The organism is Mesorhizobium sp. Root102 (assembly GCF_001425625.1).
Taxonomy (GTDB): Bacteria; Pseudomonadota; Alphaproteobacteria; order Rhizobiales; family Rhizobiaceae; genus Mesorhizobium.
On sequence record NZ_LMCP01000012.1, the window covers coordinates 285,087 to 310,441 of the forward strand.

A 25,355-nucleotide genomic window follows, 5' to 3' on the forward strand; every position below is an offset into this window, starting at 1 on the left:
AAGCCAATGCCGGAAGTGTCCCTGGTCCTGATCGACCGGCTGCTTGCGATCTCGCGGGCGCTTGCCGGCCATATCGATCCCGGCACGGCGTTCCGCGCGACAGCCATCGAGATCGGCTCGCTCATTCCGCACGACCACATGGATCTGGCGGTGCTGTCGCATGATGGGCGCCGGCACGCCTGTTATGAAGCCGGCTTCCACACCAGCTGGAGCGAGCTTGCCGAGCATCCGCTGCCAACCGAAGTCAGCCCGATCCGCTCGGTGCTGTGGGGCGAAGTGCCCTATCTGCTCGCCGACGACGCGTTGAGCGACGAGCGCTTCCATTTCGCCACCGCCATCGATGGGCCGATCTTCGCCGCCCGACTGCGCAGCCGCATCGTCGTGCCGCTCAGGGCGCGCGGCGGCATCATCGGCGCGCTTAATATCAGCCGACACGAGGTTGACTGCTACACGCTTGCCGATGTCGCGGTCGCCCAGCAATGCGCCGATCTCATCGCGCCCTACATCTTCGCGCTGATCCAGACCGAGGAGGCACGGCGCGCCATGCTGGCCGAGAGCGAGGCGCGCAACCGCGTCGAACTGCTGCGGGTTGGCGCCTCGCAATTGACCGAAGGCATGGAGCGCGAACGCCGGCGCATGGCCATGGACCTGCACGACCAGACGCTTGCCGACCTCGCCCGCATCGCGCGCCAGCTTTCGGCCTTGCGCGGCCAGGGCGTGGCGCGGGCGGCGCAGCTTGCCGATCTCGAGCAGGAGGTCGCCGGCTGTCTCACGGAACTGCGCCACATCGTCGACGATATGCGGCCGAGCGTGCTCGAACTGTTCGGCCTGCGCGATGCGGTCGAGGCGCATCTCAACCGCAGCGTCGCCAGAGCCAAGCCGCCGATCGCCGTGCGCATCGCCGACACCAGCGACGGCGGCGCCGACAGCTTGGCCGAGCCCGTGCGCACCGCGCTCTATAGGATCGTGCAGGAGGCGATCAACAATGCCGTTCGCCACGCCACGCCGCGCCGCATCGACGTGCTGCTGGCGTCGACCGCGAGCGTGCTGCGGGTGGTCGTCACCGATGACGGCCAGGGCTGCGGCGCTGTCGATCCGGCCGCCCATGGCGGCATTGGCCATATGCACACGCGGGCCGCCCTCATCGGGGCGCGGCTGCGCATCGGGCAGGTCGGCCGCAAGAGCGGCGGCACCCGTGTCGTCGTCGAGATCGACCGCCAATCGTCGCCGGAACTGCCGGCTGCGGCGGCTGCAACAATGCCCGGCGAGCTCGCCGTGTCGGAGGCCATGTGATGCTAGTGATGATCGCCGAGAATGACGGACTGCACCGCACCTTCGCACGGCGGACGGTGGAGCAATTGTGGCCCGGCGACGTCGAGGTGATCGAAGCGAGTGACGGCGAGGACGCCATCAACCTGGCGGCCGAACGCGAGCCGCCGCATGTCGTGCTCGACCTGCAGATGCCGAAGGCGACCGGGATCGAGGTCGCCAGGGCAATCTGGAACCGCCGTGCCGGCACGCACATCCTGTTCTGGTCGAATTTCGCCGATGAGGCCTATGTGCGCGGCGTGGCGCGCATCGTGCCGCCCGGCTCGGTCTACGGCTATGTGCTCAAATCGGCGACAGAGGAAGGCATGCGGTCCGCCTTGCGCGGCGTTTTCCGCGAAGGCCATTGCATTATCGACCGCGAGATACGCGGCATCCAGCACCGCGTGCAGGACAAGTTCGAGGGCATCACCGACGGCGAGTATGAAAGCCTGATCGACATCGCGCTCGGCCTGACCGACCGGGCGATAGCGGCACGCCGCGGCCTGTCGATCCGGGGCGCGCAGAGCCGCATCAAGCATGTCTATGACAAGCTCGGCATCGTTCCGGCGGAGGAAGGTGCCGGCGATGCTTCGGTGTTCAACTCGCGGACGCGGGCGATCTATCTCGCCATGGCGCGCGGCCTGATCAACATCGACGCGCTGCGCCGAGAGCAGGACCGGCTCGATGCCTGGCTGGCCCAGGTGCCGCCGGGCCACTGATTGCAGCCGTTTGCGACTGTGCAAACGCACAGTCGGCCTTGCGCTTTGACCCGTATCGCCACGCCGGCGCCGCAACTACGCTCTACCCCAACAACAAGATCTATACCGGGGAAGCGTTCATGCCATTCGTCACCATGCGGATTCGCGCCGCCGGGAGCCTGTGATGTCGGTGCCGGCGCGCGCCCGCCATTCCGGCCTGGACGACGTCGTCGGCGATGCGACGATCGAAAGGCTGGCGAGCGGCTTCGGCTTCCTCGAAGGGCCGGTCTGGCACCCCTACGAGAAATGGCTGGTCTTCTCCGACATTCCGGAAAGCCGCATGTATCGCCGCAGTGCCGAGGGCGAGATCGAGCTGTTCCGCGAGCCGAGCCATAAGGCCAATGGCAACACACTGGACCGCCACGGGCGGCTGGTCACCTGCGAGCACGCGACGAGCCGGGTTACCCGCGCCGAGCCCAATGGCAGCGTGACGGTGCTTGCCACGCATCATCAGGGCAAGCAGCTCAACAGCCCGAACGATATCGTCGTTGCCACCGGCGGATCGATCTACTTCAGCGATCCCGGCTATGGCCGGGTGGAATTCTATGGCGTGCCACGCCCTCAGGAACTGCCGTTCCAGGGCGTCTACCGCATCGATGGCGACGGCACCCGGCTGACATTGCTGGCCGACGATTTCGTGCAGCCGAACGGACTCTGCTTTTCGCTGGACGAATCGCGGCTGTTCGTCAATGACACCGAACGCGGACACATCAGGGTGTTCGGCGTCGAAGCGAATGGCGACCTCAACGGTGGGGCGGTGTGGGCCGTGACCGAGGGCGATGGGCCGGGCGCACCCGACGGCATGAAGATCGACAGCCGCGGCAATGTCTATTGTACCGGCCCGGGCGGCATACACGTCTTCGACGCCTCGGGCGCCATTCTCGGCGTCATCCGGACGCCCGAAGATTGCGCGAATTTCACCTTCGGCGACGACGACCTGCAGAGCCTCTACATCACGGCGTCGACGTCATTGTACCGGCTCCGGGTGCGCGTGCCGGGATTGAGACTGTTTTGAGCCCACGACGATCCGTGCTCAAATCAGATTGGGAGTGAGGCCGGGGTCAAAGCCGGCGGGAAATGCAGCAGTCAACATCTGGGAGGATTACGACATGAAGAAACTGTTCGTCTTGGGCGCCCTGGCGGCGATGCTCGCCTCTGGCACGGCACTCGCCGACACCAGTGGCAAGAAGATAGCCTTCTCCAACAACTATGCCGGCAATTCCTGGCGGCAGGCGATGCTCGACAGCTATGGCGCCGTCACCAAGAAGGCAGTCGCCGACAAGGTGGTCGGCGCGGCCGATATCTTCACCACCGCCGACAAGGAAGTGCCGACGCAGGCAGCGCAGGTGCAGAACCTGATTCTGCAGGGTTATGACGCCATCGTCATCAACGCTGCCTCGCCCGATGCGCTCAACGGCGCCATCAAGCAGGCCTGCGATGCCGGCATCGTCGTCGTCTCTTTCGATGGCGTCGTCACCGAACCTTGCGCCTACCGCGTCGTGGTCGACTACAAGGACATGGGCAAGCAGGAAGTGGAACAGATGGCCAAGTTCCAGCCCAAGGGCGGCAATCTACTGGAAATCCGTGGCCTTGCCGGCACGTCGATCGACGATGCCATCCATGCCGGCATCCTCGAGGGCGTGGCCGCCCATCCCGAGTTCAAGATCGTCGGTTCGGTGACCGGCGACTGGGACCAGACGACGGCACAGAAGGCAGTGGCGACCATTCTGCCGTCGCTGCCGGATGTCGTCGGCATCGTCGACCAGGGCGGTGACGGCTATGGCGCCGCACAGGCTTTCGCCGCTGCCGGCAAGCCGCGCCCGACCATCATCATGGGCAACCGCCAGGACGAGTTGCAGTGGTGGAAGGAACAGAAGGAAAAGGACGGCTACCAGACATGGTCGGCCTCGATCGCGCCCGGCGTGTCGTCGCTCGCTTTCTGGGTGGCGCAGCAGGTGCTCGACGGCCGCACCGACATTCCGCACGACCTGCTGGTGCCGTATCTGGCCTTCACCCAGGACAATTTCGAGGCCGAGCTGCCTAAGATCGTCAAGGGCGGTGTCGCCAGCCACGAATACACGCAGGCAGATGCCATCGCGGCCATCAAAGCCAACATCAAGTGAGTGTCGCGACAGCGTTGCCATCCGTATCGCCGAGCGGATATCGTTGAGCATGCCTGAAGGGAACGCTGACATCATCAGACTGAACGGCGCCGAAAAGCATTTCGGCGCCGTTCGCGCACTGGGCGGCGTCGATTTTCACGTCGGGCCCGGCGAGTGCGTCGGCCTCGTCGGCCACAATGGCGCCGGCAAGTCGACGCTCATGCACATGGTGGCGGGCACCTCGACGCCCGACAGCGGGCAGATCGGTGTGCATGGCAAAGTCGAGGACAAGTACTCGGTGTCGCGGGCGCAGCAGCTCGGCATACGCTGCGTGTTCCAGGAACTGTCGCTGTGTCCCAATCTCAGTGTTGCCGAGAACACACGCATCAACCATGCTTCGCTGCGTGGGCTCGGCTGGCGGCGCAAGGCGGCCGAGCTGATCGCCGCCAAGCTCGACGAGATCTTTCCAGGCCACAGCATTTCGGCGTCCGACATTGTCGGTGACCTGTCCATCGGTCGGCGCCAGATGGTGGAAGTGGCGCGCGCCTTCACCGTCATCCAGGATCGGCTCGACCTCGTCATCCTCGACGAGCCGACATCGTCGCTCGACGCGCACACGGCCGGCCAGCTGCTGGCCTTCGTGCGCCGCTTCGTTGCCGGCGGCAAAAGCTGCATCCTGATCTCGCATGTGCTGGGCGAGGTGCTGCGGAACGCCGACCGCATCGTGGTGATGCGCGACGGCAAGGTGGTTGTCACCGACGCGGCTGATGCTTTCGATCGCGACCGGCTGGTGACGGCAATGGGAGGAGCGGAAGCGCGCCAGAAGATCGCCGCTGAAGTCGCTGCCGCCAAGCCCGGCGCCAGTCCGCTGCGGGTCCGGGCGCGGCCCACAGCGCAAAAGGACGGAACCGACCTCGTCGCCTGCGCCGGCGAGATCATCGGCCTTGCCGGGCTGGCGGGACATGGCCAGACTGATCTGCTGCTGGCGATCTTCGCTGCGGCGTCGCGCGCCCGGACCGGCATCGAGGTGACGGCACCGGTGGCGCTGGTGGCGGGCGACCGCCAGTCGGACGGCATCTTCCCGCAATGGTCGATCGCGCAGAATATCGGCATCCGCTCGCTGGCCCGCTTGCGCAACGGGCTGTTGATCTCGCCGCAGCGCGAGGCCGAGCTTGCCCAGTTCTGGCAAAAGAAGATCGGCATCCGCACGCCGGACATGAACAACAACATCTTTTCGCTATCGGGGGGCAACCAGCAGAAGGCACTGTTTGCCCGCGCACTCGGCTCGGACGCGCAGATCGTGCTGATGGACGACCCGATGCGCGGCGTCGATATCGGCACCAAGCTGGAGGTCTACGACCTCGTGCGCGAGGAGGCCGGCCGCGGCCGCACCTTCCTCTGGTACACCACGGAAACCGAAGAGCTCGACAATTGCGACCACATCTATGTCTTCAAGAATGGCCGCATCGTCGCCAATCTGCGCCGCGACGAGTTGACCGAAGAGAAGATCATCCAGTCCTCCTTCGGCGACGCGGCCTGATATGACAGCCGCCAGCCTCGACACTACCGCCAAGACTTCCGCCGAGCGCGGCGCACTGGCCCGCGCGCGGTTGCTGCGCGGGCTGCTGCCGGCGCTGTCGCTGGCGCTGGTGTTGCTCGCCATCGCCTGGCTCAATCCGCGCGCCATCAGCTATTTCGGCTTCAGCCTGATGCTCAACCTGGCGATCCCGATCGCACTGGCGACGATCGCGCAGATGTTTGTTATTGCCGGTAATGAGCTCGACCTCTCGATCGGCACTTTCGTCGGCTTCGTCGGCTGCGTCACCGCGACCTGGCTGAAGGATGCGCCGCTCATCGGTGTCGTCATCCTGCTCGGGTCGATCGGTGTCTATGCGCTGCTCGGGGCGCTGATCCATCTGCGCAACCTGCCTTCCATCGTGGTGACGCTGGGCATGAGCTTCGTCTGGCAGGGGCTGGCCATTCTCGTCCTGCCCAAACCCGGCGGCAAAGCGCCGGACTGGCTGCTTGGGCTGATGGCGTTCAAGCCGCCCTTCATTCCGTTCCCGATCATCGCGGCGCTGCTGATCGGCCTCATCGTTCATTTCGGGCTGATGCGCACCTCCTACGGCGTGATCCTGCGCGGCTCGGGCGGCAATCCGGCGGCACTCGGCCGCGCCGGCTGGTCGCTGCTCAAGACCAAGATCGTGCTGTTCGCGCTCGCCGGCCTGTTCGGCGTGCTGTCCGGCATGGCGCTGATCGGCATCACCACTTCGGCCGATGCCAATATCGGCAATGGCTACACGCTGCTGGCGATCGCCGGCGTCATCCTCGGCGGCGGTGAGTTCGTCGGTGGGCGGGTGTCGCCGATCGGGGCGGTGATCGGCGCCCTGACATTGGCGCTGGCCGCCTCGCCGCTGCTCACCTTCATGCACATCCCGCCCGACTGGCAGGTGGCCGCCAACGGAGCCATCCTCATCATCGTGCTGGCGGCGCGGGTGCTGATCAGCCGCAAGGAGAGGTGAGCGATGACATCGGTGAAGTCGCTGCTGACCAAACCCTGGATCTGGTCGTTCCTCGGCGCGCTGCTGGTGTGGTTGGCGACGATCGCCTTCACCGGCGGTTATGGCGCCGGCGGCATGGTGACCGCCGCGCTGTCGCTGGCGGTGTTCACGGTCATCGTCGGTGTCGGCCAGATGTTCGTCATTACGCTCGGCCCGGGCAATGTCGATCTGTCGCTGCCGGCCAATATCGGCCTTGCCAGCGCCGTCGCCATGAAGGTGATGGACGGCAACGATTCCATGATCGTGGTCGGGCTGCTGGCTGCGCTCGCCTGTGGCGCGGCGGTCGGCGCCGCCAACTACCTGCTGATCTGGGCGCTGCGCATTCCGCCGATCATCGCCACTTTGTCGGCCAGCTTCATCATCCAGTCGATCGACATCAGCTACGGCCGCGGGCTGCAGATCAAGCCGCCGCCCGGCTTCGCCGATTTCGCCAACTGGCAGATCCTGGGCATTCCGGTGCTGGCGATCCTCACGGTGCTGTTCACCATCGGAGCGGCCATCGCGCTGCAGCGCATGATCTATGGCCGCTCGGTGCTGGCGATCGGCCAGAACATTCGCGCGGCGTGGCTTGCCGGTGTCAATGTCGGCCGCATCCGCTTCCTCACCTATACGCTGTCCGGCGCGCTCGGCGGCATCGACGGCGCGCTGCTCGCCGGCTATTTCCGCGGCGCCAATGTCGATATCGGCAATGAATATCTGCTCGCCTCGATCGCCGTCGTCGTCATCGGCGGCACCTCGGTGGCCGGCGGCAAGGCCAACGTGCCCGGCGTCTGGGGCGCGGCGCTGTTCCTGGTGCTGCTTTTGACCATGCTCAACACATTCGGCGTCAGCGCCGGCGTGCGATTGCTGCTCACGGGGTTGATCATTGTCGGGGTGATCACGGCGGCGGGCGGACAGAAGGCGCTGCGCTAGCCTCCACCTTCGTTATACCGGCCAGCGCCAGGCACTTTTAGGGCCTGTAATCGTTGTGCCAGGCCGGCATCCGGTTCCCATCCGCGTCATGGCGCTGTAAATCCGGTTCCCGCGGCCACGGCCGTGCACCATCGCTGGGAGGTTTTGCGTGTCCGATTTTGTGAAGATCAGCCGCGACGGCGACGTCGCCATCGTCACCATCGACAATCCGCCCGTCAACGCGCTGAGCTTCCAAGTTCGCGAACCGCTGATGCAGGCGCTCACCTCCATGCGCGACGAACCATCGGTCGCGGCCATCGTCATTGCTTGCGCCGGCCGGACCTTTGTTGCCGGGGCCGACATCACCGAGTTCGGCAAGCCGATGCAGCAGCCGGAGCTGCGCGCCATCTTGGCGACGCTGGAAACCATCGCCAAGCCAACGGTGGCCGCCATCCACGGCACCGCGCTCGGTGGCGGCCTGGAATTGACGCTCGGTTGCCATTTCCGCGTCGCCGACCCCGGCGCCAAGCTCGGCCTGCCTGAAGTGAAGCTGGGCCTGCTGCCGGGCGGCGGTGGCACGGTGCGGCTGCCGCGCCTGGTCGGCGCGCTGAAGGCCTTGAAGATGATCGTCTCCGGTACGCCGATCGGTGCGGTTGAGGCGCATGAAGCGGGCCTCGTCGACGCTGTCTTCGAAGGCGATCTGACCACCCATGCGGTGAACTTTGCCAGGGAAATAGCCCGCAAGGGTGGGCCGTTCACGCCGGTGCGCGACCGCGACGACCGGCTTGGGGAAACCGACCTCGCGGCTTTAGACGCCGAGGCAGCGGACCTCGCCAGGAAGGCGCGCGGCCTCGAAGCGCCGATCGCTTGTGCGCAATCGGTGCGCAATGCCATCACGCTGCCCTTCGATGAGGCGCTGGCGGCGGAACGCGCGCTGTTCGTGAAGCTCGTTGCCAGCGACCAGTCGCGGGCGCAGCGGCATTTGTTCTTCGCCGAACGTGAGGCGGCAAAGATTCCCGGAAAAGACATCGTCAAGCGCAGGATCGCGCGTGTCGGCGTCATCGGCGCCGGCGCGATGGGCGGCGGCATCGCCATGGCTTTCGCCAATGGCGGCTATCCCGTGACCTTGCTGGAAACCAGCCATGAGGCATTGCAGCGCGGGCTGGCGACCATCGACAAGAACTATGCCGTTTCCGTCGCACGCGGCTCCTTGACCGAAGACGCAAGGCGGCAGCGCTTCGCACAATTCAAGGGCTCCACCGACTATGCCGATCTCACCGATTGCGACCTGATCGTCGAGGCGGTGTTCGAGGATATGGCGGTCAAGAAGGAGGTTTTTGGCAAGCTCGGAGCGGTGGCCAAGCCGGGTGCGATCCTGGCCACCAACACCTCCTATCTCGACATCAACGAAATCGCCGCCTCGACCTCGCGGCCGCAGGATGTGCTCGGCCTGCATTTCTTCTCGCCGGCCAATGTCATGAAGCTGCTGGAGATCGTGCGGGCCGACAAGACTGCGCCCGATGCGCTGGCGACTGTCGTCGATATGGCGCGACGGATCGGCAAGGTGGCCGTCGTCGTCGGCGTGTGCCATGGCTTCGTAGGCAACCGCATGCTGGCGGCGCGTGGCTCGGAATCCGAAGCGCTGTTGCTGGAGGGTGCGACACCCAGCCAGATCGACAAGGCATTCACTGATTTCGGCTGGCCGATGGGGCCGTTCCAGATGGGCGATCTCGCCGGCCTCGACATTGGCTGGCGCAACCGCAAGGCACGCGGCCTCACGGCCGTGATCGCCGACACGCTGTGCGAACAAGGACGTTTCGGTCAGAAGACCGGCAGAGGTTTCTATCTCTACGAGGCTGGCGCGCGCACACCAGTGCCGGATCCCGAGGTTGAAGTGCTGATCCGCGACAAGGCTGCCGAGAAGGGAATCGCGCCGCGCGCGATCAGCGCGGAAGAAATCATAGAGCGCACGCTCTATCCCCTGATCAACGAGGGCGCCAAGATTCTGGAGCAAGGGATCGCCGCCCGTGCCTCGGACATCGATGTCGTCTGGGTCAACGGCTACGGCTTTCCCATCGGCAAGGGCGGGCCGATGTTCTGGGCTGGCTTCGAAGGGGCGGCCAGGATCATCGAGCGGCTCGACCACTGGCATCAGCGGACGGGCAAGGATGTGTTCGAGCCGGCACCGTTGCTGAAGCGGATGGCCGAGACCGGGTCGTGGGGGGCCGGCGGTTAGGAGACTTACCGGATCCGCGCATCGATGATCTCGACGAAGCGCGCGAACAGACCGGCCTGCGACTTGATCTTGAGCTTGCGGTAGATGTTGCGGCGATGAACCTTCACGGTGCCCGGCACGATGCGCATGGCCCTGGCGATCGATTCGGTGGAGTGTCCCTGCAGCACCAGGTCGACGACATGCTTTTCGCGCGGCGTCAGCGACAGGCTCTGCCAGATATGGGCACGGTCGAATTCGTTGACCGGCGCTATCGTCTCGTCCTGCTTCAATTCTGCTGGTTCGTCGGCCGGAAGGGCAGGCCAACGCAATCTGGCGAAGTTGATCACCGTCGGAGCCATATCGCGCAGCAGCCTGGCATCGGCAGTGCCGAACGGGCCGGAAGCGCGCAGCCGCATCAGCGACAGCACCAGCGCATCCTTGCCCGGCAGCGGCACGAAGAAGCCAACCTCCTCGGCCAGTCTTGTCTGGCTGTAGTAGGAACGAAAATACTCGCTGGCGTAGAAGCGGTCCGGCGCCAGTTCGCGCATGCGCCAGAACCCTTCCTTGCGCTCGACCGCCGCGTGGTGAAACGGGTCGAGCAGATAAGGGCCCTCCTGGTAGAGCGCAACGAAGACGTGGCTTTCGGCCGGCGAGAAGGTCTCGAACAGCAACGGTGGGCGCGAGGCGCCGCGATAGCCGAAGACCACGCAGTGATCGAAACTGACATGGAGCCGCAGCCAATCGACCAGCGCCTTGCCGAAGAGGTCGCCGCTCGTCTCCCGCGTCGCCGCGACGAGCGTGGCGAGCTGGCTGTATTCGTCGCTGCGGGACAATCCATACCCCCTTAAATGAGAAAATAGGTCAGATATACCACCTGCGAGGTATATACCAGCCGGCATTGGCTCTGGTAGCATCCCGGAATTGCCTTGTTGCTGGAGCCCGCAGCCTTTGACCGCAGTGCCCGACATCGAGTTTCGCGGCGTCACCAAGCGCTATGGCAGCGTGACGGCTGTGAGCGGCATCGATCTTGCTGTCCCACCATCCGCCTTTGTTGCCCTGCTTGGACCATCCGGCTGCGGCAAGACGACCTGCCTGCGCATGATCGGTGGCTTCGAACAGCCGAGCGAAGGCCACGTGTTCATTCGCGGCCAGGACATGGCCGGCACGCCGCCCTACCGGCGGCCGGTCAACATGGTGTTCCAGCAATATGCGCTGTTCCCGCATCTCGATGTCGAGGACAACGTCGCCTACGGGCTGCGCCAGGCGCGGCCAAGGCTGTCGTCGCGCGAGATCGCCTCAAGGGCGGGCGAGGCGCTCGAAATGGTGCGGCTCGCCGGCTATGGCCGCCGCAAAATCCACGAACTGTCGGGCGGCCAGCAGCAGCGTGTCGCGCTCGCCCGCGCCCTGGTCAACAAGCCGGCGGTGCTGTTGCTCGACGAACCGCTGGCGGCGCTCGACAAGAAGCTGCGCACCGACATGCAGATCGAGCTGCAGAACCTGCAGCGCGAGATCGGCATCACTTTCGTGCTGGTCACCCACGACCAGGAGGAAGCGCTGTCGATGAGCGATTTCGTCTGCGTCATGAATGGCGGCCGTATCGTCCAGCTTGGACAGCCGAGCGAGATCTATGACGAGCCGGCCGACCTGTTTGTCGCCGATTTCGTCGGCAAGACCAATCTCTTGAGCGGCACCGTCGCCGGGCATTCGGGCGATCTGGTGGAGATAGCTCTAGCGGACGGCACCGTGATTGCGGCGCGCAAGCGGACCGCCTTGCAGCAAGGCGAGACCGTTTCGGTCAGCCTTCGCCCCGAATCGCTCAGTCTCGGCGCGCCGACGAGCGGTCCCTTCAAGGGCATCGTTCGCAACCGGATTTTCCTGGGCTCGACGGCGGAATATGCGATCGAGGTCCAGGGCATCGGAACATTGCTGGCCAAGGCCGATCATCTGATCGGCCAAGGCAATCTCTTCAAGCCGGGTGAACCCGTCGCCATCGGCTTCGCCACTGGGACGCCGCTGGCGTTTCCGGAAACCAAGAACAACGGGACCAACCAGAGGGTAGATAAACATGTCGAAATCATATCGTGACGGACTGCCGATAAGCCCCGAGAGTTTTGTCGACCAGCTGATGCGCCTCAAGCGCGGCTCGATCGGCCGCCGCGATTTCCTTGGCCTCACCGGCCTTGGCATTGCCACGGCGGTGATGGCGCGCGAGATCGGCATCATGCCGACGCCGGCCTTTGCCGCGGAAAGTCTTGGCGATCGGATGTCGATCGCCACCTGGCCGAACTATCATGATCCCCAGACCTTCGAGAACTTCAAGAAGGACACGGGCGTTGCCGTCGAGGTCAATGTGTTCGGCTCGAACGAGGAGATGCTGGCCAAGCTGCAGGCCGGTGCCTCGGGCTGGAGCCTTTTCGTGCCGACCAACTACACGATCTCGACCTACAAGAAGCTCGGCATCATCGAGCCGCTGGAGATGGCGAAGCTGCCGAACTTCGACGGCTCGCAGGAGGATCCACGCTTCACTGGGGAAGGCACGATCGACGGCACAATCTATGCGGTGCCGAAGAACTGGGGCACCACCGGCTTTGCCGTCAACACCAAGAAGCTGACCAAGCCGATGACCAGCTGGAAGGAGTTCTGGGACACCGCCATGGCGGAAGGCGACAGCCGCACCATGGTGCACGACTACCAGCTGACCACGATCGGCAATGCGCTGAAATATTTCGGCTACTCGTTCAACTCGCTCAAGCCGGACGAACTCGCCAAGGCGGAGGAACTACTGTTGAAGGTCAAGCCGCATCTGTTCGCGGTCTCATCCGACTATCAGCCGGGAATGCGCGCCGGCGACGCCTGGATGACCATGTGTTGGACAAACGATGGTGCGCAGCTGCATCGCGACATTCCCGAGATCGCCTATGTGCTGGGCAAGGAAGGCGGCGAGATCTGGACCGACTTCTACGCCATCCCGAAGGACGCGCCGAACAAGCCGGCCGGCTACGCCCTGCTCAACTATTTGATGAATCCGCAGGTCGCGGTGAAGGAGCATTTGGCGAATGGTGCGCCCTCGACCGACGCGCGGGTCAACAAGCTGCTGCCGAAGGAGGTGCTCGACAATCCGATCCTCTATCCGGCGGCGGACCTCTTGACGCCGCTGGAATTCGGCGCGGCGGCGACGCTGACAGACCCCGGCCGTGCCGAGTTGATGGCGCGCTTCAAGTCGGCCTGAGCCGCGCGGCCTCAAATTCGACGCAGACAACTTGACCGGCGGGTTCATACCCGCCGGCACCGGGGCAATCTCTCCATGCACGGCAGCCGTCTTCGCAAGACTCTTCTGACCGCCATGCTGCTCGGTCCGGCGACCGCGTGGCTGGTGGTGTTTCTGGTGCTGCCATTCATAGCCATCGCCGTGTTCAGCGTCGGCGAACGGGCGCCGGAAGGCGGCTATCAGGCCGCTTTCACGTTCGCGCAGTACGCTAACCTTCCGGCGCGGGCGACCGCCTTCTGGAACACGATGGTGCTGGCGCCGGTGGGAGCGCTTGCCTGTCTGCTCGTCGCTTATCCGGTCGCCTACTACCTCGCCTTGCAAGCGCCGCAGCGCTGGCGGCTGATCCTGCTTGCGCTGGTCGTCATCCCGTTCTGGACCAGCCTTCTGATGCGGACCTATGCCTGGATGTATGTGCTGGGCGGGCGCGGCATCCCGGCCCTGCTGGCCTATATCGGCTTCGAGGATGTCAGGCTGATCAACACGCCGGGCGCCGTCCTGCTCGGCATCGTCTACGGCTATCTGCCGCTGATGATCCTACCGATCTATGTCAGCCTCGAGCGGCTCGACCGCCGGCTGCTGGAGGCCTCGGCCGATCTCGGCGCGACGCCGATTTCGACTTTCCTCGGCGTGACCTTGAAACTGTCGCTGCCGGGCGTGATGACCGGCTTCTCGCTGGTGATGATCCTCCTGCTTGGCGAATATCTGATCCCGACGCTGCTCGGCGGCGGCAAGGTGTTCTTCATCGGCAACGCGCTGGTCGACCTGTTCCTGCAGTCGCGCAACTGGCCATTCGGATCGGCCATCGCGATCACGTTGGTGCTGGTCTCGGTGGTGGTGCTGATTGCCGCCAACCGCATCTCGACCCGGGTTTCGGGTGCGCGCCGGGTGGACCTGATCTGATGCGCGCCTTCGTCATTGCGGTATTCGCGTTCCTCTATCTGCCGATCGCGCTGGTGGTGCTGTTCTCCTTCAACGCCGGCCACCATGCGAGCGAGTTCACCGGCTTTTCGGTGCAATGGTACGGCAAGGCGCTGGCGAACCCATTCCTGGTCGAAGCGCTGAAGAACAGCCTGTTGATCGCCACCACCAGCGCTCTGCTGGCGGCACTGTGCGGCACGGCAGCCGCACTCGGCCTGGCGCGCGTCAGCGTCAGAACCCGCGCGGTTTTCGATGCCCTTCTGGGGGCTGCGATCGTCGTTCCGGGTGTCGTCATCGGCATTTCGACGCTGGTCGCGCTCGTCCAGCTCTTTGGCGTCGTCAATCCGTTTCTCGCCTCGATCTGGCCTGACGACCAGCCGCCGCGCCTTGCGCTCGGCTATGGTTCGATCATCGCGGCGCACGGGCTGTTTTCGATGGCGCTAGTGACGATGATCGTCGGGACGCGGCTCGGCAGTCTCGACCGCAATCTGGTCGAGGCGTCGAGCGATCTCTACGCCACGCCGCTGACGACGTTCCGCAGCATCGTCCTGCCGCAAATCCTGCCGGCGGTCGTTGCCGGCTTCCTGCTCGCCTTCACCTTCTCCTTCGACGATTTCATCATCGCCTTCTTCGTCGCCGGTGCGCAGACGACGCTGCCGATCTATGTCTTTGCGTCGATCCGGCGTGGTGTGACGCCGGAAATCAACGCCATCGCGACGATCGTCCTCGTCGCCTCCGTGCTGCTTGTGGTGCTCGCCCAATGGCAATTGCGCCAACGCAAACCGTCAAACTGAAAGTCGCATCATGATCCTCAAAGACCGCATCGCCGTGGTGACAGGCGCCGGCTCCGGCATCGGCCGCGCCGGCGCCATGATCATGGCCAGGGAAGGCGCGGTGGTCGTCATCGCCGACAGGGATCAGGCCACTGGCGAAGCAACGGCTTCGGACATCCGGGCAGTGGGCGGGCAGGCCGAGGCGATCGCCACCGATGTCGCTGATGACGCGGCCGTCGAGCAACTCATTGCCGGCACGCTCGACAGGCATGGGCGCATCGACATCCTGCACAATCACGCCGGTATCCAGGTCGGCGGCACGCTGACCGAAGTGGGGGTCGACGGCATGGATGCCTCGTGGCGGGTCAATGTGCGGGCGCAGTTCCTGGCGGCCAGGATAGTCATGCCATCGATGGTCGCACAAGGCGGCGGCGTCATCCTCAACACCGCCTCCAATTCGGGCGTGTTCTACGACCGCGAGATGATCGCCTACGCAACCTCCAAACATGCGGTGGTGGCGATGACGCGGCAGATGTCGCTCGACTATGCCGGGCACAATGTCCGCGTCAACGCACTCTGCCCAGGCTGGGTCGACACGCCGTTCAACGAACCGTTCATCGCCCAGATGGGTGGACGCGAGGCGATCGAAAACTATGTCCGCACCAAAATCCCGATGGGGCGCTGGGCCCGTGCCGAAGAGATCGCCGAAGCAATACTGTTCCTCGTCTCCGACCGCTCATCCTTCATGACCGGCCAGGCGCTGGTGATCGATGGGGGCGAAAGCATCGGCTGAGGCAGCGCCGGCCTTCGAGGCCTTTCCGATACACTATTCTACGGCCGTCAACATGCCGCCGGTCTGCAGGTAGGACCATGGTCTGGCCGGCATGGGACTTCAGTGCCATGGCCGTCCAAGGGCGTTGATTTGTATTTGATATCAGATGGTTATGGCCCTGCTGGTTGCCAGCTCGCGTATTGAGACGGCATTTGTCTAAAGTTTACTCTGTACAATTAGCGATTTCTCATACGACGGTCGCCTAGCGGTCGGGCGAGGGTGGCTGTTCACCGAGGAGGTTACCATGACGAACCGAAAAACTCTGTTCGCGGCGCTTGCCGCATTGGCGCTTCTGGCGTCTCCGGCGCTCGCCGGAGCCGGCGGCAACGGGCACGGTGGTGGCAACGGGCACGGCAACGGCGGTGGCAACGGGCACGGCAACGGCGGTGGCAATGCTGGCGGCAATGGCCATGGCGGCAATGGCAATGGCAAGAGCGGCGCTTCGCACGGCAAGTCGTCGTCGGCTCGGGGGCAGGTGGCAAAGGCCAAAGCGGACGACACCACGGTCGACACGACCACAAAGGTCTCGGCCGTGCCCAAGGAGAAGAACATCCACGCCAAGCTCGGCCGGCTGAACTCGCTGCAGCGCAACATCAACGCTTACATGAACTCGAAGAGCAAGAAGTTCGCTGCCATACAGGCATTCGTGACGCAGTCCGCCAAAGCCAAGGTTGCCCAGGCCGCCGCTGAGGCAGCCGCGGATAAGCTGGATGCGCTGAATTCTCAGTTGACCGCGCTGACGTCGCTGACGCCCGATCAGATTGCGGCCATGACGCCCGAAGATCAGGCGGCCTTGCCTGGGAAGATAACGGATCTGCAGGCCGAAATCACTGCCCAGGAGGCAGAGGTCGCCGCCGCCAACGAGGCGGCTGCCGCGGCAGCGGAGGGCACCGATGACGCATCGCTCGACGCGGCGCTGACGGACATGGCCAACAAGCCCGTCGACGCCGAGGTCACGGCCTGGGCCCAGGGCGTCCTTGCCGGCAAGATCGACCAGACGGCGGCCGCGATGGAAGCAGAAACGACGCCGTAGCGAATCGCTGTCGAAACGGCAGTAGCTAATCAAAGAAAGATGCCGCCGGGTCTTGCCCGGCGGCATCGCTTTACCAGCCGTGGTCAGGCTGGCTTCGTAGGAGCGGCCGTCTCAGCCTTCAGCCAATCGGCAAAGATCGTCATCGCGTGCGAGTTCTGCCGCCGGCGCCGCGCTGAGAGCCAGTACTTGCCGACATCGGCCGTGCAGCCGAAAGGCTGGACCAATTCAGCGGAGCGGAGCTCGCGGCTGAACATCGAAACCGGCAGCAGCGCCACGCCGGCACCCTGGACCGCGGCGTTGGCCATGGTGACGGACGAGTCGAAGACGATGCCCTTGATGGGTGGGCAATGGCGTCCCGCCGCCTCGAACCAGCGCAACCATTCGTCTTCCCGGTAAGAGCATAGCAGCGTTTCACGCGCGAGATCCGAGGGATCGCGCAGACGCGCCGCGATGTCGGCGGCGCAGGCCGGCGAGAAGGAGCCAGGCATCAGCGGCGTGTTGTCGGTTCCCTGCCAGGAACCGTCGCCGAAGCGGATGGCAAAGTCGAGGCCGTCGGCGGCGAGATTGACCCGGTTGTTGTTGGTCGAGATGCGCAGTTCGATATCCGGATAGGCCTGGTGGAACAGCCGCAATCTGGGGATCAGCCACCCCGAGGCGAAGGTGCCGACGACACCGACGGTGACGATGTCGTGGAAGCGGCCGCCCTCGAAGCGGTCGAGCGTGACGCCGATCCTGTTGAAGGCGTCGCTCAGCACCGGCAGCAAGGCCTCGCCTTCCTCGCTCAAGGCGAGCCCGTGCGGCAGCCGGCGAAAGAGCCGGACGCCAAGCAGCTCTTCAAGGCCCTTGACCTGATGGCTGACGGCCGCCTGGGTGACGCGCAGTTCGAGCCCGGCGCCGGTGAAGCTGAGGTGCCGCGCGGCGGCCTCGAAGGCGCGCAAGCCGTTCAGCGGGAGGTGCGATCGCTTCATTGGTCGAGCCCTAGTTTTTCTCGTGGCGGGGGCGATGTTTACTCGTTTGCGGCGGCGTCGGATCCGGTCCAGTTCTGCGGCGCGGGGCAACAGAGAGTGTGGACATGACAAGCAGACGCAGTTTCATCAGTGGTCTCGCGGTGGTTCTGACGGCCCCCGTCACCCTTGGCGCGATCGCGAAGGCGGCAACGAGCCCGACAAAATTTGATGGGGTCTTGCCGAAAATAAGGCGGATCGAGGCGAAAAGCGGCGGCCGGCTTGGCGTGGCCTGCCAGATCGCCGGAACGAGCGCGCAATTCGGCTATCGCGAAAACGAGCTGTTTCCAATGTGCAGCACCTTCAAGACGCTGGCGGCGGCGCTCATCCTGCATCGCGTCGACGGCGGCATCGAGCAGCTCGAGCGCAGCATCAAGATCCCGCACAACGCCGTCATCGCCAACTCGCCGACGACCAGGAAGTTTGCCGGCGGCGAGATGACGGTGGCGCAGCTTTGCGAGGCAGCCGTTACGGTCAGCGACAATGGCGCGGCCAATCTGCTGCTGGAGTCCTTTGGCGGACCGCCGCAGCTGACGGCCTATCTGCGTTCGATCGGCGACAGTGTGAGCAGGCTGGACAGGATCGAGCCGGAGCTGAACGAGTCTTTGCCGGGCGACGAGCGCGACACGACCTCGCCGCTGGCCATGGTTGAGGACTACGGGCGTCTCGCTCTAGGCAACAGCCTGTCGGACAAGAGCCGGGCGCAGCTCGTCGATTGGCTGGTGGCCAACAAGACCGGCGATGAGCGCATCCGGGCTGGACTGCCGAAGGGCTGGAGGTGCGGCGACAAGACTGGCACCGGTGACCGTGGCAGCACCAATGACGCGGCGGTCATCTGGCCGGCTTCCGGCAATCCGATCTTGATGTCGGTCTACCTGACCGGCACGAAACAGGGTCTGGCCAAACGCAACGCGGTGATTGCCTCCGTCTCGCGCGTTCTGGTCGAAGCGATCGAAGCGTAAGTTCATATCAAGCGGCGCGGCTCGCCGCGCTGCTTCTCATACGTGCTTGCGGCCGCCGGTCTCGCGGAACCAGCTGTCGGGGTAGGGGTACCACCATTCCTGGATCGCTGGTTTGTGGTCGATGATCACCATCTTCGAGCGGCGGAAGGCATCGAGTCCCTGGCGGCCAAGTTCGCGGCCGAGGCCTGATGCCTTCCAGCCGCCGAAGGGCAGCGCGTCATTGTCGATCAGCGGGTTGTTGACCCAGACCATGCCGGCCTCCAGCCGTTCCGCTGCCTCGTGCGCCTCGGCCAGATCGGTGGTGAAGACGGAGGCGCCGAGCCCGAACGGGCTGTCATTGGCAAGCCGGATCGCCTCGTCGAAATCCTTGACCCGGCCGATGGCGGCGACCGGTCCAAAGCATTCTTCGCGTACGATCGCCATGTCTGATGTGACGCCGGTCAGGATGGTCGGCTCGTAGAACCAGCCGGTGTTGTGTGCCGGCGGGATGCGGCCGCCGGTGACCGCCTTGGCGCCATGCGCAATGGCATCATCGACCAGCCGCATGACCTTGGCCCGTGCCGCCTCGCTGACCAGCGGCCCGATCTCGGTCTTGTCCATGCCGTTGCCGATGCGCAGCGCCCGCGTCCTTTCGGCGAACAGCTCGACGAAGCGGTCGTGCACGGCATCGACCACGAAGAAGCGCTCGGCCGAGGTGCAGACCTGGCCGGTAAGGTGGAAGGCGGCGGTGACGCTACCGGCCGCCGCGATCTCCAGCGGGGCGTGTTCGCTGATGATCAGCGGGTCGCTGCCGCCGGCCTCGATGACGCACGGTTTCATGCGTTCGGCGCAGGCCACGGCAACCGCCTTGCCGGCGGCGACCGAGCCGGTGAAGGCAACCGCGTGAGTGCGGTCGGACGCGATCAGCGCCTGCGCTGTCGCCGCGCCGCCGGGCAGGCAGGAAACCAGGCCCTCCGGCAGCGAGCGGAACACGGTCATGTAGTCCAGCGTCGACAGCGTCGTCGCCTCGGCCGGCTTGATGATGCAGGCATTGCCGGCGGCGAGCGAGGCGGCAACCGTCCAGCACATCAGCAGGATCGGGAAGTTGTAGGGCATGATGTGGACAGAGACGCCGTAGGGTTCGTAACGGGCGTACTGGAACGAACCGGCCTGCGTCGTGCCGGCGATCTTGCCGGCATCGTCGCGCGCCATCTCGGCATAGTAGCGGAAAATAGGCGCGCAATTGGCGATCTCGCCGATCGCTTCGGGATAGGGCTTGCCCATCTCGCGCACCATCAGCTCGGCGCAGCGGGTGAAGTCGGCTGCCTCGATGGCGTTGGCGACGGCATGCAGGTGTTTTGCCCGGCTCTTGGCGTCGAGTTTTTTCCAGGCGGCCTGCGCCTTGGTCGCGGCGGTGAGCACGGCGTCGATCTCGCCGTCGCTGGCTGCGGCGATGGCGCCGACCGTTTCCAGAGTCGCGGGATCGTTCACCGGTTTGTTCGCGCCAGTCATCGGCCGGTAATCCGGGTTGACGAAGAAAGCCGGCCGGTCGGGGGAGAAATCCATGGGCATCCTCTCGGATCCGCTCAGCGGATCATGTAGACCTTCTTGATGGTCTCATGGACGGTGCAGACACCCTTCCAGTCCTGCGGAAAGAAGGCTGCCGTGTCCGGCTCGATCTCGATGACCTCGCCGGATTCATGCACATAGGTGCAGCGCCCTTCGAGGAAGTGGCAGAACTCGTCGCGGGTGACATGGCAGTGCCATTTGCCGGGTGTGCACACCCACAGGCCACATTCGGAACGGCCCTCCGGCCCCTTGTGCAGCAGCTTCCCCGAGGTGTGGGATTCGCCCTCGATCATCGTCGGGATGACGCCCCAGTCGACGAGGTCGGTAATAGTGAGCGGAGATTGCATGATGGGTGTGGTCATATCGATTTCCTTGAAATGGGGCTCACCGGCGCATGAAGGCCTTGGTCAGCGTTTGCGTGATGATGGAGATGCCGGTCCAGCCGGCGGGGAAGAACACCAGCGTGCCGGCCTCGACCGGAATCTGCTCGCCGTCGTCATGGATATAGCTGCCGCGTCCCGACAGGAAGTGGCAGAACTCGTCGGCGGCGAAGGTGACCTTGCGCGTGCCCGGCGTGCACGACCACAGGCCGCATTCACCCGATCCGTCCAGATTTTGCGATAGGACCTTGCCCGAGGCGCGCGGCGAACCGGCGAGCGTGTTGGTGCCCGCGCCCCAATCCTCCAGTTCCACGCTCGAGGCCTTCGGCCAGTGCGGTGTCGGCATGTCGTCAAGCTCCATACCTTGCTTGAGCATGATCTCTGGACAAACGGAAACCGTTTGTCCGAGAAAACGGTTCCCACTTTTCGGGATCATGCTTTCAGGCCAGCATGTAGACGTTGCGCATGGTCTCATGCACCGTGCATTCGCCCGTCCAGCCGGCGGGGAACATGACTACCGTCCCAGCGGAGACTTCTATCACTTCGCCGACATCCGACCGGTAGGTCGCGCGGCCGGTGACGAAATGGCACAATTCATCGCGCGGGATGCTCAGGCGCCAGCGGCCTGGCGTGCAGACCCAGATGCCGGATTCCGGCTGGTTGTTTGGACCCTTATGCACGAGTTTGCCGGTGGAGTGCGAAGCACCCTCCAGCGCATCCGGCTGGGCACCCCAGTCGACGAGATCGGTGCGAGTGGTGGCCTGGTGGAGATGAGGTGCGGAGGAGGTCACAGCAGCGCCTCCAGCAACCCGGCCGCCTTCTCAGGCCCATTCTGCGCGTGCATCTGCGCCGATGTCTTCGCCAGCTTGGCCTTCATCTTCGGGTCGGTCAGGCAGGCTTCGATCTTTGCGATTAGCTCGGCATCGGTCCAGTCGTAGCGCGGCATGCCGAAGCCGTGGCCGGTTTCCTCGACGCGGGTGGCGTTGTCGTGGCCGTCCCAGACATAGGGCATGATGATGGCCGGCTTGCCGAAATAGAGGCACTCGGTGAACGAGTTGTTGCCGCCATGGTGGATCACCGCGTCGACCTGCGGGATGACCGAGGGCTGCGGGAACCAGCCATCGACGATCACGTTGCCGGGCACGTCCGTATACTGGTCCTTGTAGCCGCCGACATTGACCAGCGCCCGGTAGCGCGTCTTGCCGAGCGTCGCGATGATGCGCTTCAGCAGCTCGACATCGCCGGCGCCGAGGCTGCCGAAGGAGACATAGAGCAGCGGCCCGTCATTATTCCTGGCGAAGGTCGGCACCGTGTAGGGCCTTTCCTGCCGCACGCAGCCTTCAAGATACTGGAATTTCGCCGGATCGAGCGGATGGCGGCGCTTGAACTTTGCCGCTTCGGGGTAGAGCAGCAGGTTCAAATAGGGCGAGGCCTCGAAGAACTGACCGATCGGATAAGGCGCCTCGTCGTTGGCGGTCAGGAAGGCGTTGAAGTCGTCATGGATCGGCTTGATGACGGCGTTGAAGTGGTCTCGGTAGCGCTGGTGTCCGGCATGATCGTTCTCGCCGCAGCCCGACAGATGCGGCGGGATGTCCTCATCCTCGATCTCGTTTTCCGAGCAGGAAATGACGCGCACCCATGGCTTGCCGAACTGCTTGATGGCGGGGAACAGGATGACGTTGTCGACGCAGATGACATCCGGCTTGATGGCTGAGAGAACGCGCGGCAGATCCTTCTGCGCCCACTTTGCGCTATCGACGATCGCCGTCCAGCAATCCTTCACGTAATTGTCGACCTGATCGTAGGGCGATTTGCGGAAGTTCGGGATGTGGCCGTTGATGAAATCTTCCCAGAACTTAGCCATCTGCTCGGGTGGCATCGGCTCGGACAGGTTTACCGGATGAGCCTCGAAGCCGTAGCCCTTGTAGACATCGACGAAGCCTGGATCGGACAGGAAAACGGCCTTGTGGCCACGCGCCTCGACCGCCTGGGCGATGCCGACGGAATTGAGCGCCGGCCCGTAGGCCGCTTCGGGAAAAAACGCGATCGTCTTCTGCGCCATCAAGCTTCTCCTGTCATTCTGCGAAAATTCTGACATCGGCGGCATCCCAGCCGAGTTCGACCTGGTCGCCCGACGAAACCGGCCGGCGGTCGGCGGCGTCGGCGGTGACACGCACAAGGAACGGTTTTGGCGACAGGGGCGTGCGGACATGCAGTTGCAGGTCGAGCCCCTGATAGGCCAGCGCTTCGACCGTGCCGGCGGTGCGGTTCGTGGTTTCCACTGATGGAAACAGCCGGATGCGCTCAGGCCGAACCGAGGCGACAGCGGACGCACCGGTCGTGAGTGTGGCGGGGACCTTGCCCGATATCCGAGCGCCATTGGCGGCCACCACGCCATCGGCGCCGGCCTTGCCCGGTACAAAATTCATCACGCCGATGAAGTCGGCGACGAAGCGGTCGGCGGGGTGCTCGTAGATCGCGTGCGGGGTGTCGCATTGCAGCAGTCTGCCATCCTTGAGCACCGCCATGCGGTCGGCCATGACGAGCGATTCCTCCTGGTCATGGGTGACGATGACAAAGGTGATGCCGACCTCGTGCTGCAGGCGCTTCAATTCCAGCTGCATGGCACCGCGCAGCTTCTTGTCGAGCGCGCCAAGCGGCTCGTCGAGCAGCAGCAGCCGGGGCCGCTTGACCAGCGCCCGGGCGAGCGCGACGCGCTGCTTCTGGCCGCCCGACAATTGCTCCGGTTTGCGGTCGGCGAAGGCGACGAGTTCGGTGGTTGCCAGGATGGCGTCGACGCGGGAGCGGATTTCTGACGCCGGCAAACGTTCCATCTCAAGGCCGTAGGACACGTTGGCCCTGACGCTCATATGCGGGAACAGCGCGTAGGACTGGAACATCAGATTGACCGGCCGCTTGTTGGGCGGGATCCTGGCGATGTCGCGGCCGTCGAGCAGGATGCGCCCGTCATTGGGCGTCTCGAAGCCGGCCAGCATGCGCAGCAGCGTGGTCTTGCCGCAGCCCGATGGGCCGAGCAGCGCGAAGAACTCGTTCTCTCTGATATCGAGCGAGACGCCGTCGACAGCCCTCACCCAGCCGAAATTCTTAGACACCTTGTCGATGGCCAGCAGCGTGCGCGGTTCGCTCATTGGCCGATGATTCCCCTGTTAAGCCGCTGCGACAGGGTCAGCGCGGTGATCGAGACCGCCATGACGATGGTCGCCAGCGCGTTGATCTCCGGCGTGATGCCGAAGCGGATCATGGCGTAGATCTGCATCGGCAGCGTCGTCGAGGCGCGCCCGGCGCCGGCGGTGAAGAAAGCGATGATGAATTCGTCGACCGAGAGCGTGAAGGCAAGCAGTGCGCCGGCGATCACCGCAGGCGCGATGACCGGCAATGTCACCCGCCTGAAGGTGGTGATGGCCGACGCGCCGAGATCGGCCGATGCCTCGACAATCGACCAGTCGAAACTCTTCAACCGCGCGCGCACCACCGAGCAGACGAAGGCGAGGTTGAAGACGACATGGGCGAGGATGATGGTGTGCAGCCCCATGGTCAGGTTGAGCATGGAGAAGAAACTCAGCAGCGCGATGGCCAACACGATGTCGGGGATGATCATCGGCGCGAAGATCAGCGCTTCGAGGCCCTTGCCATATTGCCGGCGCATCTCGACGCCGATCGCCAGCAGCGTGCCGAGCAGCGTGGCGATTGCGGTCGAGACCAGCGCCACGATCAGCGTGTTGAGCGCGGCGGAGAGAATGGCGCTGTTCGAGGCCAGCGAGGCATACCATTTCAGCGAGAAGCCCGACCACGCCGTCGGCAGCCCGCCTTCGTTGAAGGAGAGCGCCACCAGAACGGCGATCGGGATGTAGAGGAAAGCGAAGACCAGGCTGAGCACGACCCAGAGCGTGTGGCGCGTCGCGGGGGAGCGCTCAGCCATCGGTGTCTCCGCCGGATTGCACGGTGTGGCCCGAGGCGCGATTGGCGGCCAGCGCCTGTGCCATCAGCACAAGAAGCATGATGGCGATCAGCGCCATGGCGAGTGCCGCCCCGAAAGGCCAGTCATTGGCGGTCAGGAACTGGTCGTAGACGAGGTTGCCGATCATCTGGAAGCGGCCGCCGCCAAGCAGCGCCGGCGTGACGAAATTGCCGATCGACAGCACGAAGACAAACACCGCGCCGGCGGCAATGCCCGGCACTGTCAGCGGCAGGATGACACGGCGGAATGTGGTGGTGGCCGAGGCGCCGAGGTCACGCGAGGCCTCGGCCAGTTCCGGGTTGAGGCGCGACAGTGGCGCGTAGCAGGCGAGGATGACGAAGGGCAGATAGTTGTAGACGAGGCCGGCGATGACGGCGCCTTCCGTGTAGAGCATCGATGGCGGTTCGCCGGTATAGCCGAACCAGCGCAAGAGCTGCGTGATCAGGCCCTCACGGTTGAGCAGCACGATCCAGGCATAAGTGCGGATCAGATAGTTGGACCAGAACGGCAGCACCGCGAAGAACAGGAACACCGGCTGCCACCGACGCGGTGCGGCCGCAATCGCATAGGCGGCCGCATAGCCGATCACCACAGCGATCAGCGTTGCCGTGCCGGCAATGCGCGCCGAGTTGAGGAAAATGCCGGCATAGAGCGGGTCGAAGACCAGCCCGAAATTCTCCAGCGTGAAACTGTAGTCGATGCCACCATAGATGCCGCGCCGGAAGAAGGCGAGCGCCAGCACCAGTGCGCACGGCACCACCATCAGCGCAGTCAGCCAGACCAGCGCCGGGGCCATCAGCAAGAGGGAACGAAGTCGGGTCTG

25 protein-coding genes are annotated in these 25,355 nt (G+C 64.6%); 15 read left to right on the forward strand and 10 right to left on the reverse strand.

Annotated features, from left to right (window positions below):
- Positions 1-6 precede the first annotated feature (6 nt).
- The 8 genes from ASD12_RS12570 to ASD12_RS12605 all read left to right on the forward strand — a co-directional run bounded on the left by ASD12_RS12570 (position 7) and on the right by ASD12_RS12605 (position 9,856).
- Positions 7-1,293, forward strand: coding sequence for a histidine kinase (locus ASD12_RS12570; protein ID WP_056585888.1), 1,287 nt, complete (start codon positions 7-9; stop codon positions 1,291-1,293).
- Positions 1,293-2,027 carry a response regulator transcription factor gene (locus ASD12_RS12575; protein WP_056585891.1) on the forward strand — a complete coding sequence of 245 codons (735 nt, stop codon included), beginning with the start codon at positions 1,293-1,295 and terminating at the stop codon, positions 2,025-2,027. Before ASD12_RS12570 ends, ASD12_RS12575 begins: the two co-directional genes overlap by 1 nt.
- Before the next feature lie 163 nt (positions 2,028-2,190).
- Positions 2,191-3,081 carry an SMP-30/gluconolactonase/LRE family protein gene (locus ASD12_RS12580; RefSeq protein ID WP_056585892.1) on the forward strand — a complete coding sequence of 297 codons (891 nt, stop codon included), beginning with the start codon at positions 2,191-2,193 and terminating at the stop codon, positions 3,079-3,081.
- Between the two features lie 94 nt (positions 3,082-3,175).
- Positions 3,176-4,189, forward strand: a complete 1,014-nt coding sequence (locus tag ASD12_RS12585; protein ID WP_056585894.1) for a substrate-binding domain-containing protein — start codon at positions 3,176-3,178, stop codon at positions 4,187-4,189.
- A 49-nt stretch (positions 4,190-4,238) separates the two neighbouring features.
- Entirely contained in the window at positions 4,239-5,708 is a 1,470-nt protein-coding gene (locus tag ASD12_RS12590; protein ID WP_056585896.1) for a sugar ABC transporter ATP-binding protein, read from the forward strand.
- Between the two features lies 1 nt (position 5,709).
- Positions 5,710-6,690, forward strand: coding sequence for an ABC transporter permease (locus ASD12_RS12595; RefSeq protein WP_056585901.1), 981 nt, complete (start codon positions 5,710-5,712; stop codon positions 6,688-6,690).
- 3 nt (positions 6,691-6,693) lie between these two features.
- Positions 6,694-7,641 carry an ABC transporter permease gene (locus ASD12_RS12600; protein ID WP_056585902.1) on the forward strand — a complete coding sequence of 316 codons (948 nt, stop codon included), beginning with the start codon at positions 6,694-6,696 and terminating at the stop codon, positions 7,639-7,641.
- 148 nt (positions 7,642-7,789) lie between these two features.
- Positions 7,790-9,856: a 3-hydroxyacyl-CoA dehydrogenase NAD-binding domain-containing protein gene (locus tag ASD12_RS12605; protein ID WP_056585903.1), complete on the forward strand. Its 2,067-nt coding sequence runs from the start codon at positions 7,790-7,792 to the stop codon at positions 9,854-9,856.
- Between the two features lie 5 nt (positions 9,857-9,861).
- On the opposite strand, the gene ASD12_RS12610 is transcribed toward ASD12_RS12605, so the two are convergent.
- Entirely contained in the window at positions 9,862-10,668 is an 807-nt protein-coding gene (locus ASD12_RS12610) for a LuxR C-terminal-related transcriptional regulator (RefSeq protein WP_056585904.1), read from the reverse strand.
- Between the two features lie 115 nt (positions 10,669-10,783).
- Here ASD12_RS12610 and ASD12_RS12615 point away from each other — a divergent pair, with 115 nt between their 5' ends.
- The 6 genes from ASD12_RS12615 (at position 10,784) to ASD12_RS12640 (ending at position 16,659) form a co-directional block, all read left to right on the forward strand.
- Positions 10,784-11,920, forward strand: coding sequence for an ABC transporter ATP-binding protein (locus ASD12_RS12615; RefSeq protein ID WP_056585905.1), 1,137 nt, complete (start codon positions 10,784-10,786; stop codon positions 11,918-11,920).
- Complete coding sequence (locus ASD12_RS12620) at positions 11,901-13,064, forward strand: spermidine/putrescine ABC transporter substrate-binding protein (RefSeq protein ID WP_056585906.1); 1,164 nt, start codon at positions 11,901-11,903, stop codon at positions 13,062-13,064. Before ASD12_RS12615 ends, ASD12_RS12620 begins: the two co-directional genes overlap by 20 nt.
- A gap of 75 nt (positions 13,065-13,139) precedes the next feature.
- Positions 13,140-14,003: an ABC transporter permease gene (locus tag ASD12_RS12625; RefSeq protein ID WP_056585907.1), complete on the forward strand. Its 864-nt coding sequence runs from the start codon at positions 13,140-13,142 to the stop codon at positions 14,001-14,003.
- A complete protein-coding gene (locus ASD12_RS12630; protein WP_056585908.1) occupies positions 14,003-14,815 on the forward strand; it encodes an ABC transporter permease in 813 nt (270 codons plus the stop codon). Before ASD12_RS12625 ends, ASD12_RS12630 begins: the two co-directional genes overlap by 1 nt.
- Positions 14,816-14,825: 10 nt before the next feature.
- Positions 14,826-15,587: a glucose 1-dehydrogenase gene (locus tag ASD12_RS12635; protein ID WP_056585910.1), complete on the forward strand. Its 762-nt coding sequence runs from the start codon at positions 14,826-14,828 to the stop codon at positions 15,585-15,587.
- A gap of 283 nt (positions 15,588-15,870) precedes the next feature.
- A complete protein-coding gene (locus ASD12_RS12640) occupies positions 15,871-16,659 on the forward strand; it encodes a hypothetical protein (protein ID WP_056585912.1) in 789 nt (262 codons plus the stop codon).
- 83 nt (positions 16,660-16,742) lie between these two features.
- On the opposite strand, the gene ASD12_RS12645 is transcribed toward ASD12_RS12640, so the two are convergent.
- Complete coding sequence (locus tag ASD12_RS12645; RefSeq protein WP_056585916.1) at positions 16,743-17,627, reverse strand: LysR family transcriptional regulator; 885 nt, start codon at positions 17,625-17,627, stop codon at positions 16,743-16,745.
- Positions 17,628-17,731: 104 nt separating this feature from the next.
- Here ASD12_RS12645 and bla point away from each other — a divergent pair, with 104 nt between their 5' ends.
- Complete coding sequence (gene bla / locus ASD12_RS12650; RefSeq protein WP_056585918.1) at positions 17,732-18,625, forward strand: class A beta-lactamase; 894 nt, start codon at positions 17,732-17,734, stop codon at positions 18,623-18,625.
- A gap of 36 nt (positions 18,626-18,661) precedes the next feature.
- Here the strand turns inward: bla and ASD12_RS12655 are convergent, their stop codons facing one another.
- From ASD12_RS12655 to ASD12_RS12690, 8 genes are all read right to left on the reverse strand, one after another.
- Complete coding sequence (locus ASD12_RS12655; protein WP_056585920.1) at positions 18,662-20,170, reverse strand: aldehyde dehydrogenase family protein; 1,509 nt, start codon at positions 20,168-20,170, stop codon at positions 18,662-18,664.
- A gap of 20 nt (positions 20,171-20,190) precedes the next feature.
- Positions 20,191-20,535: a cupin domain-containing protein gene (locus ASD12_RS12660; protein ID WP_056585922.1), complete on the reverse strand. Its 345-nt coding sequence runs from the start codon at positions 20,533-20,535 to the stop codon at positions 20,191-20,193.
- Positions 20,536-20,557: 22 nt separating this feature from the next.
- On the reverse strand, positions 20,558-20,899 hold the full coding sequence (locus ASD12_RS12665; RefSeq protein ID WP_056586803.1) for a cupin domain-containing protein: 342 nt from the start codon (positions 20,897-20,899) through the stop codon (positions 20,558-20,560).
- A gap of 94 nt (positions 20,900-20,993) precedes the next feature.
- On the reverse strand, positions 20,994-21,344 hold the full coding sequence (locus ASD12_RS12670; RefSeq protein WP_056585925.1) for a cupin domain-containing protein: 351 nt from the start codon (positions 21,342-21,344) through the stop codon (positions 20,994-20,996).
- Positions 21,341-22,615, reverse strand: coding sequence for a glycosyltransferase (locus tag ASD12_RS12675; protein WP_056585929.1), 1,275 nt, complete (start codon positions 22,613-22,615; stop codon positions 21,341-21,343). The genes ASD12_RS12670 and ASD12_RS12675 overlap by 4 nt, the downstream gene beginning before the upstream one ends.
- Positions 22,616-22,628: 13 nt before the next feature.
- Positions 22,629-23,702, reverse strand: coding sequence for an ABC transporter ATP-binding protein (locus ASD12_RS12680; protein WP_056585931.1), 1,074 nt, complete (start codon positions 23,700-23,702; stop codon positions 22,629-22,631).
- On the reverse strand, positions 23,699-24,493 hold the full coding sequence (locus tag ASD12_RS12685) for an ABC transporter permease (RefSeq protein WP_056585932.1): 795 nt from the start codon (positions 24,491-24,493) through the stop codon (positions 23,699-23,701). Before ASD12_RS12685 ends, ASD12_RS12680 begins: the two co-directional genes overlap by 4 nt.
- Positions 24,486-25,328: an ABC transporter permease gene (locus ASD12_RS12690; protein ID WP_056585944.1), complete on the reverse strand. Its 843-nt coding sequence runs from the start codon at positions 25,326-25,328 to the stop codon at positions 24,486-24,488. Before ASD12_RS12690 ends, ASD12_RS12685 begins: the two co-directional genes overlap by 8 nt.
- Positions 25,329-25,355 lie beyond the last annotated feature (27 nt).

Excerpts from the sequence above, each read along its gene's own strand:
- ASD12_RS12635 (WP_056585910.1), top strand. The coding sequence starts at position 14,826 with ATGATCCTCAAAGACCGCATCGCCGTGGTGACAGGCGCCGGCTCCGGC.
- ASD12_RS12645 (WP_056585916.1), bottom strand. The coding sequence starts at position 17,627 with ATGAAGCGATCGCACCTCCCGCTGAACGGCTTGCGCGCCTTCGAGGCC.
- ASD12_RS12675 (WP_056585929.1), bottom strand. The coding sequence starts at position 22,615 with ATGGCGCAGAAGACGATCGCGTTTTTTCCCGAAGCGGCCTACGGGCCG.
- ASD12_RS12595 (WP_056585901.1), top strand. The coding sequence starts at position 5,710 with ATGACAGCCGCCAGCCTCGACACTACCGCCAAGACTTCCGCCGAGCGC.
- ASD12_RS12685 (WP_056585932.1), bottom strand. The coding sequence starts at position 24,493 with ATGGCTGAGCGCTCCCCCGCGACGCGCCACACGCTCTGGGTCGTGCTC.
- ASD12_RS12570 (WP_056585888.1), top strand. The coding sequence starts at position 7 with ATGCCGGAAGTGTCCCTGGTCCTGATCGACCGGCTGCTTGCGATCTCG.
- ASD12_RS12600 (WP_056585902.1), top strand. The coding sequence starts at position 6,694 with ATGACATCGGTGAAGTCGCTGCTGACCAAACCCTGGATCTGGTCGTTC.
- ASD12_RS12630 (WP_056585908.1), top strand. The coding sequence starts at position 14,003 with ATGCGCGCCTTCGTCATTGCGGTATTCGCGTTCCTCTATCTGCCGATC.
- ASD12_RS12580 (WP_056585892.1), top strand. The coding sequence starts at position 2,191 with ATGTCGGTGCCGGCGCGCGCCCGCCATTCCGGCCTGGACGACGTCGTC.
- ASD12_RS12640 (WP_056585912.1), top strand. The coding sequence starts at position 15,871 with ATGACGAACCGAAAAACTCTGTTCGCGGCGCTTGCCGCATTGGCGCTT.
- ASD12_RS12680 (WP_056585931.1), bottom strand. The coding sequence starts at position 23,702 with ATGAGCGAACCGCGCACGCTGCTGGCCATCGACAAGGTGTCTAAGAAT.
- ASD12_RS12625 (WP_056585907.1), top strand. The coding sequence starts at position 13,140 with ATGCACGGCAGCCGTCTTCGCAAGACTCTTCTGACCGCCATGCTGCTC.
- ASD12_RS12620 (WP_056585906.1), top strand. The coding sequence starts at position 11,901 with ATGTCGAAATCATATCGTGACGGACTGCCGATAAGCCCCGAGAGTTTT.
- ASD12_RS12585 (WP_056585894.1), top strand. The coding sequence starts at position 3,176 with ATGAAGAAACTGTTCGTCTTGGGCGCCCTGGCGGCGATGCTCGCCTCT.
- ASD12_RS12690 (WP_056585944.1), bottom strand. The coding sequence starts at position 25,328 with ATGGCCCCGGCGCTGGTCTGGCTGACTGCGCTGATGGTGGTGCCGTGC.
- ASD12_RS12655 (WP_056585920.1), bottom strand. The coding sequence starts at position 20,170 with ATGGATTTCTCCCCCGACCGGCCGGCTTTCTTCGTCAACCCGGATTAC.
- ASD12_RS12575 (WP_056585891.1), top strand. The coding sequence starts at position 1,293 with ATGCTAGTGATGATCGCCGAGAATGACGGACTGCACCGCACCTTCGCA.
- ASD12_RS12590 (WP_056585896.1), top strand. The coding sequence starts at position 4,239 with ATGCCTGAAGGGAACGCTGACATCATCAGACTGAACGGCGCCGAAAAG.
- bla (WP_056585918.1), top strand. The coding sequence starts at position 17,732 with ATGACAAGCAGACGCAGTTTCATCAGTGGTCTCGCGGTGGTTCTGACG.
- ASD12_RS12665 (WP_056586803.1), bottom strand. The coding sequence starts at position 20,899 with ATGCCGACACCGCACTGGCCGAAGGCCTCGAGCGTGGAACTGGAGGAT.
- ASD12_RS12660 (WP_056585922.1), bottom strand. The coding sequence starts at position 20,535 with ATGACCACACCCATCATGCAATCTCCGCTCACTATTACCGACCTCGTC.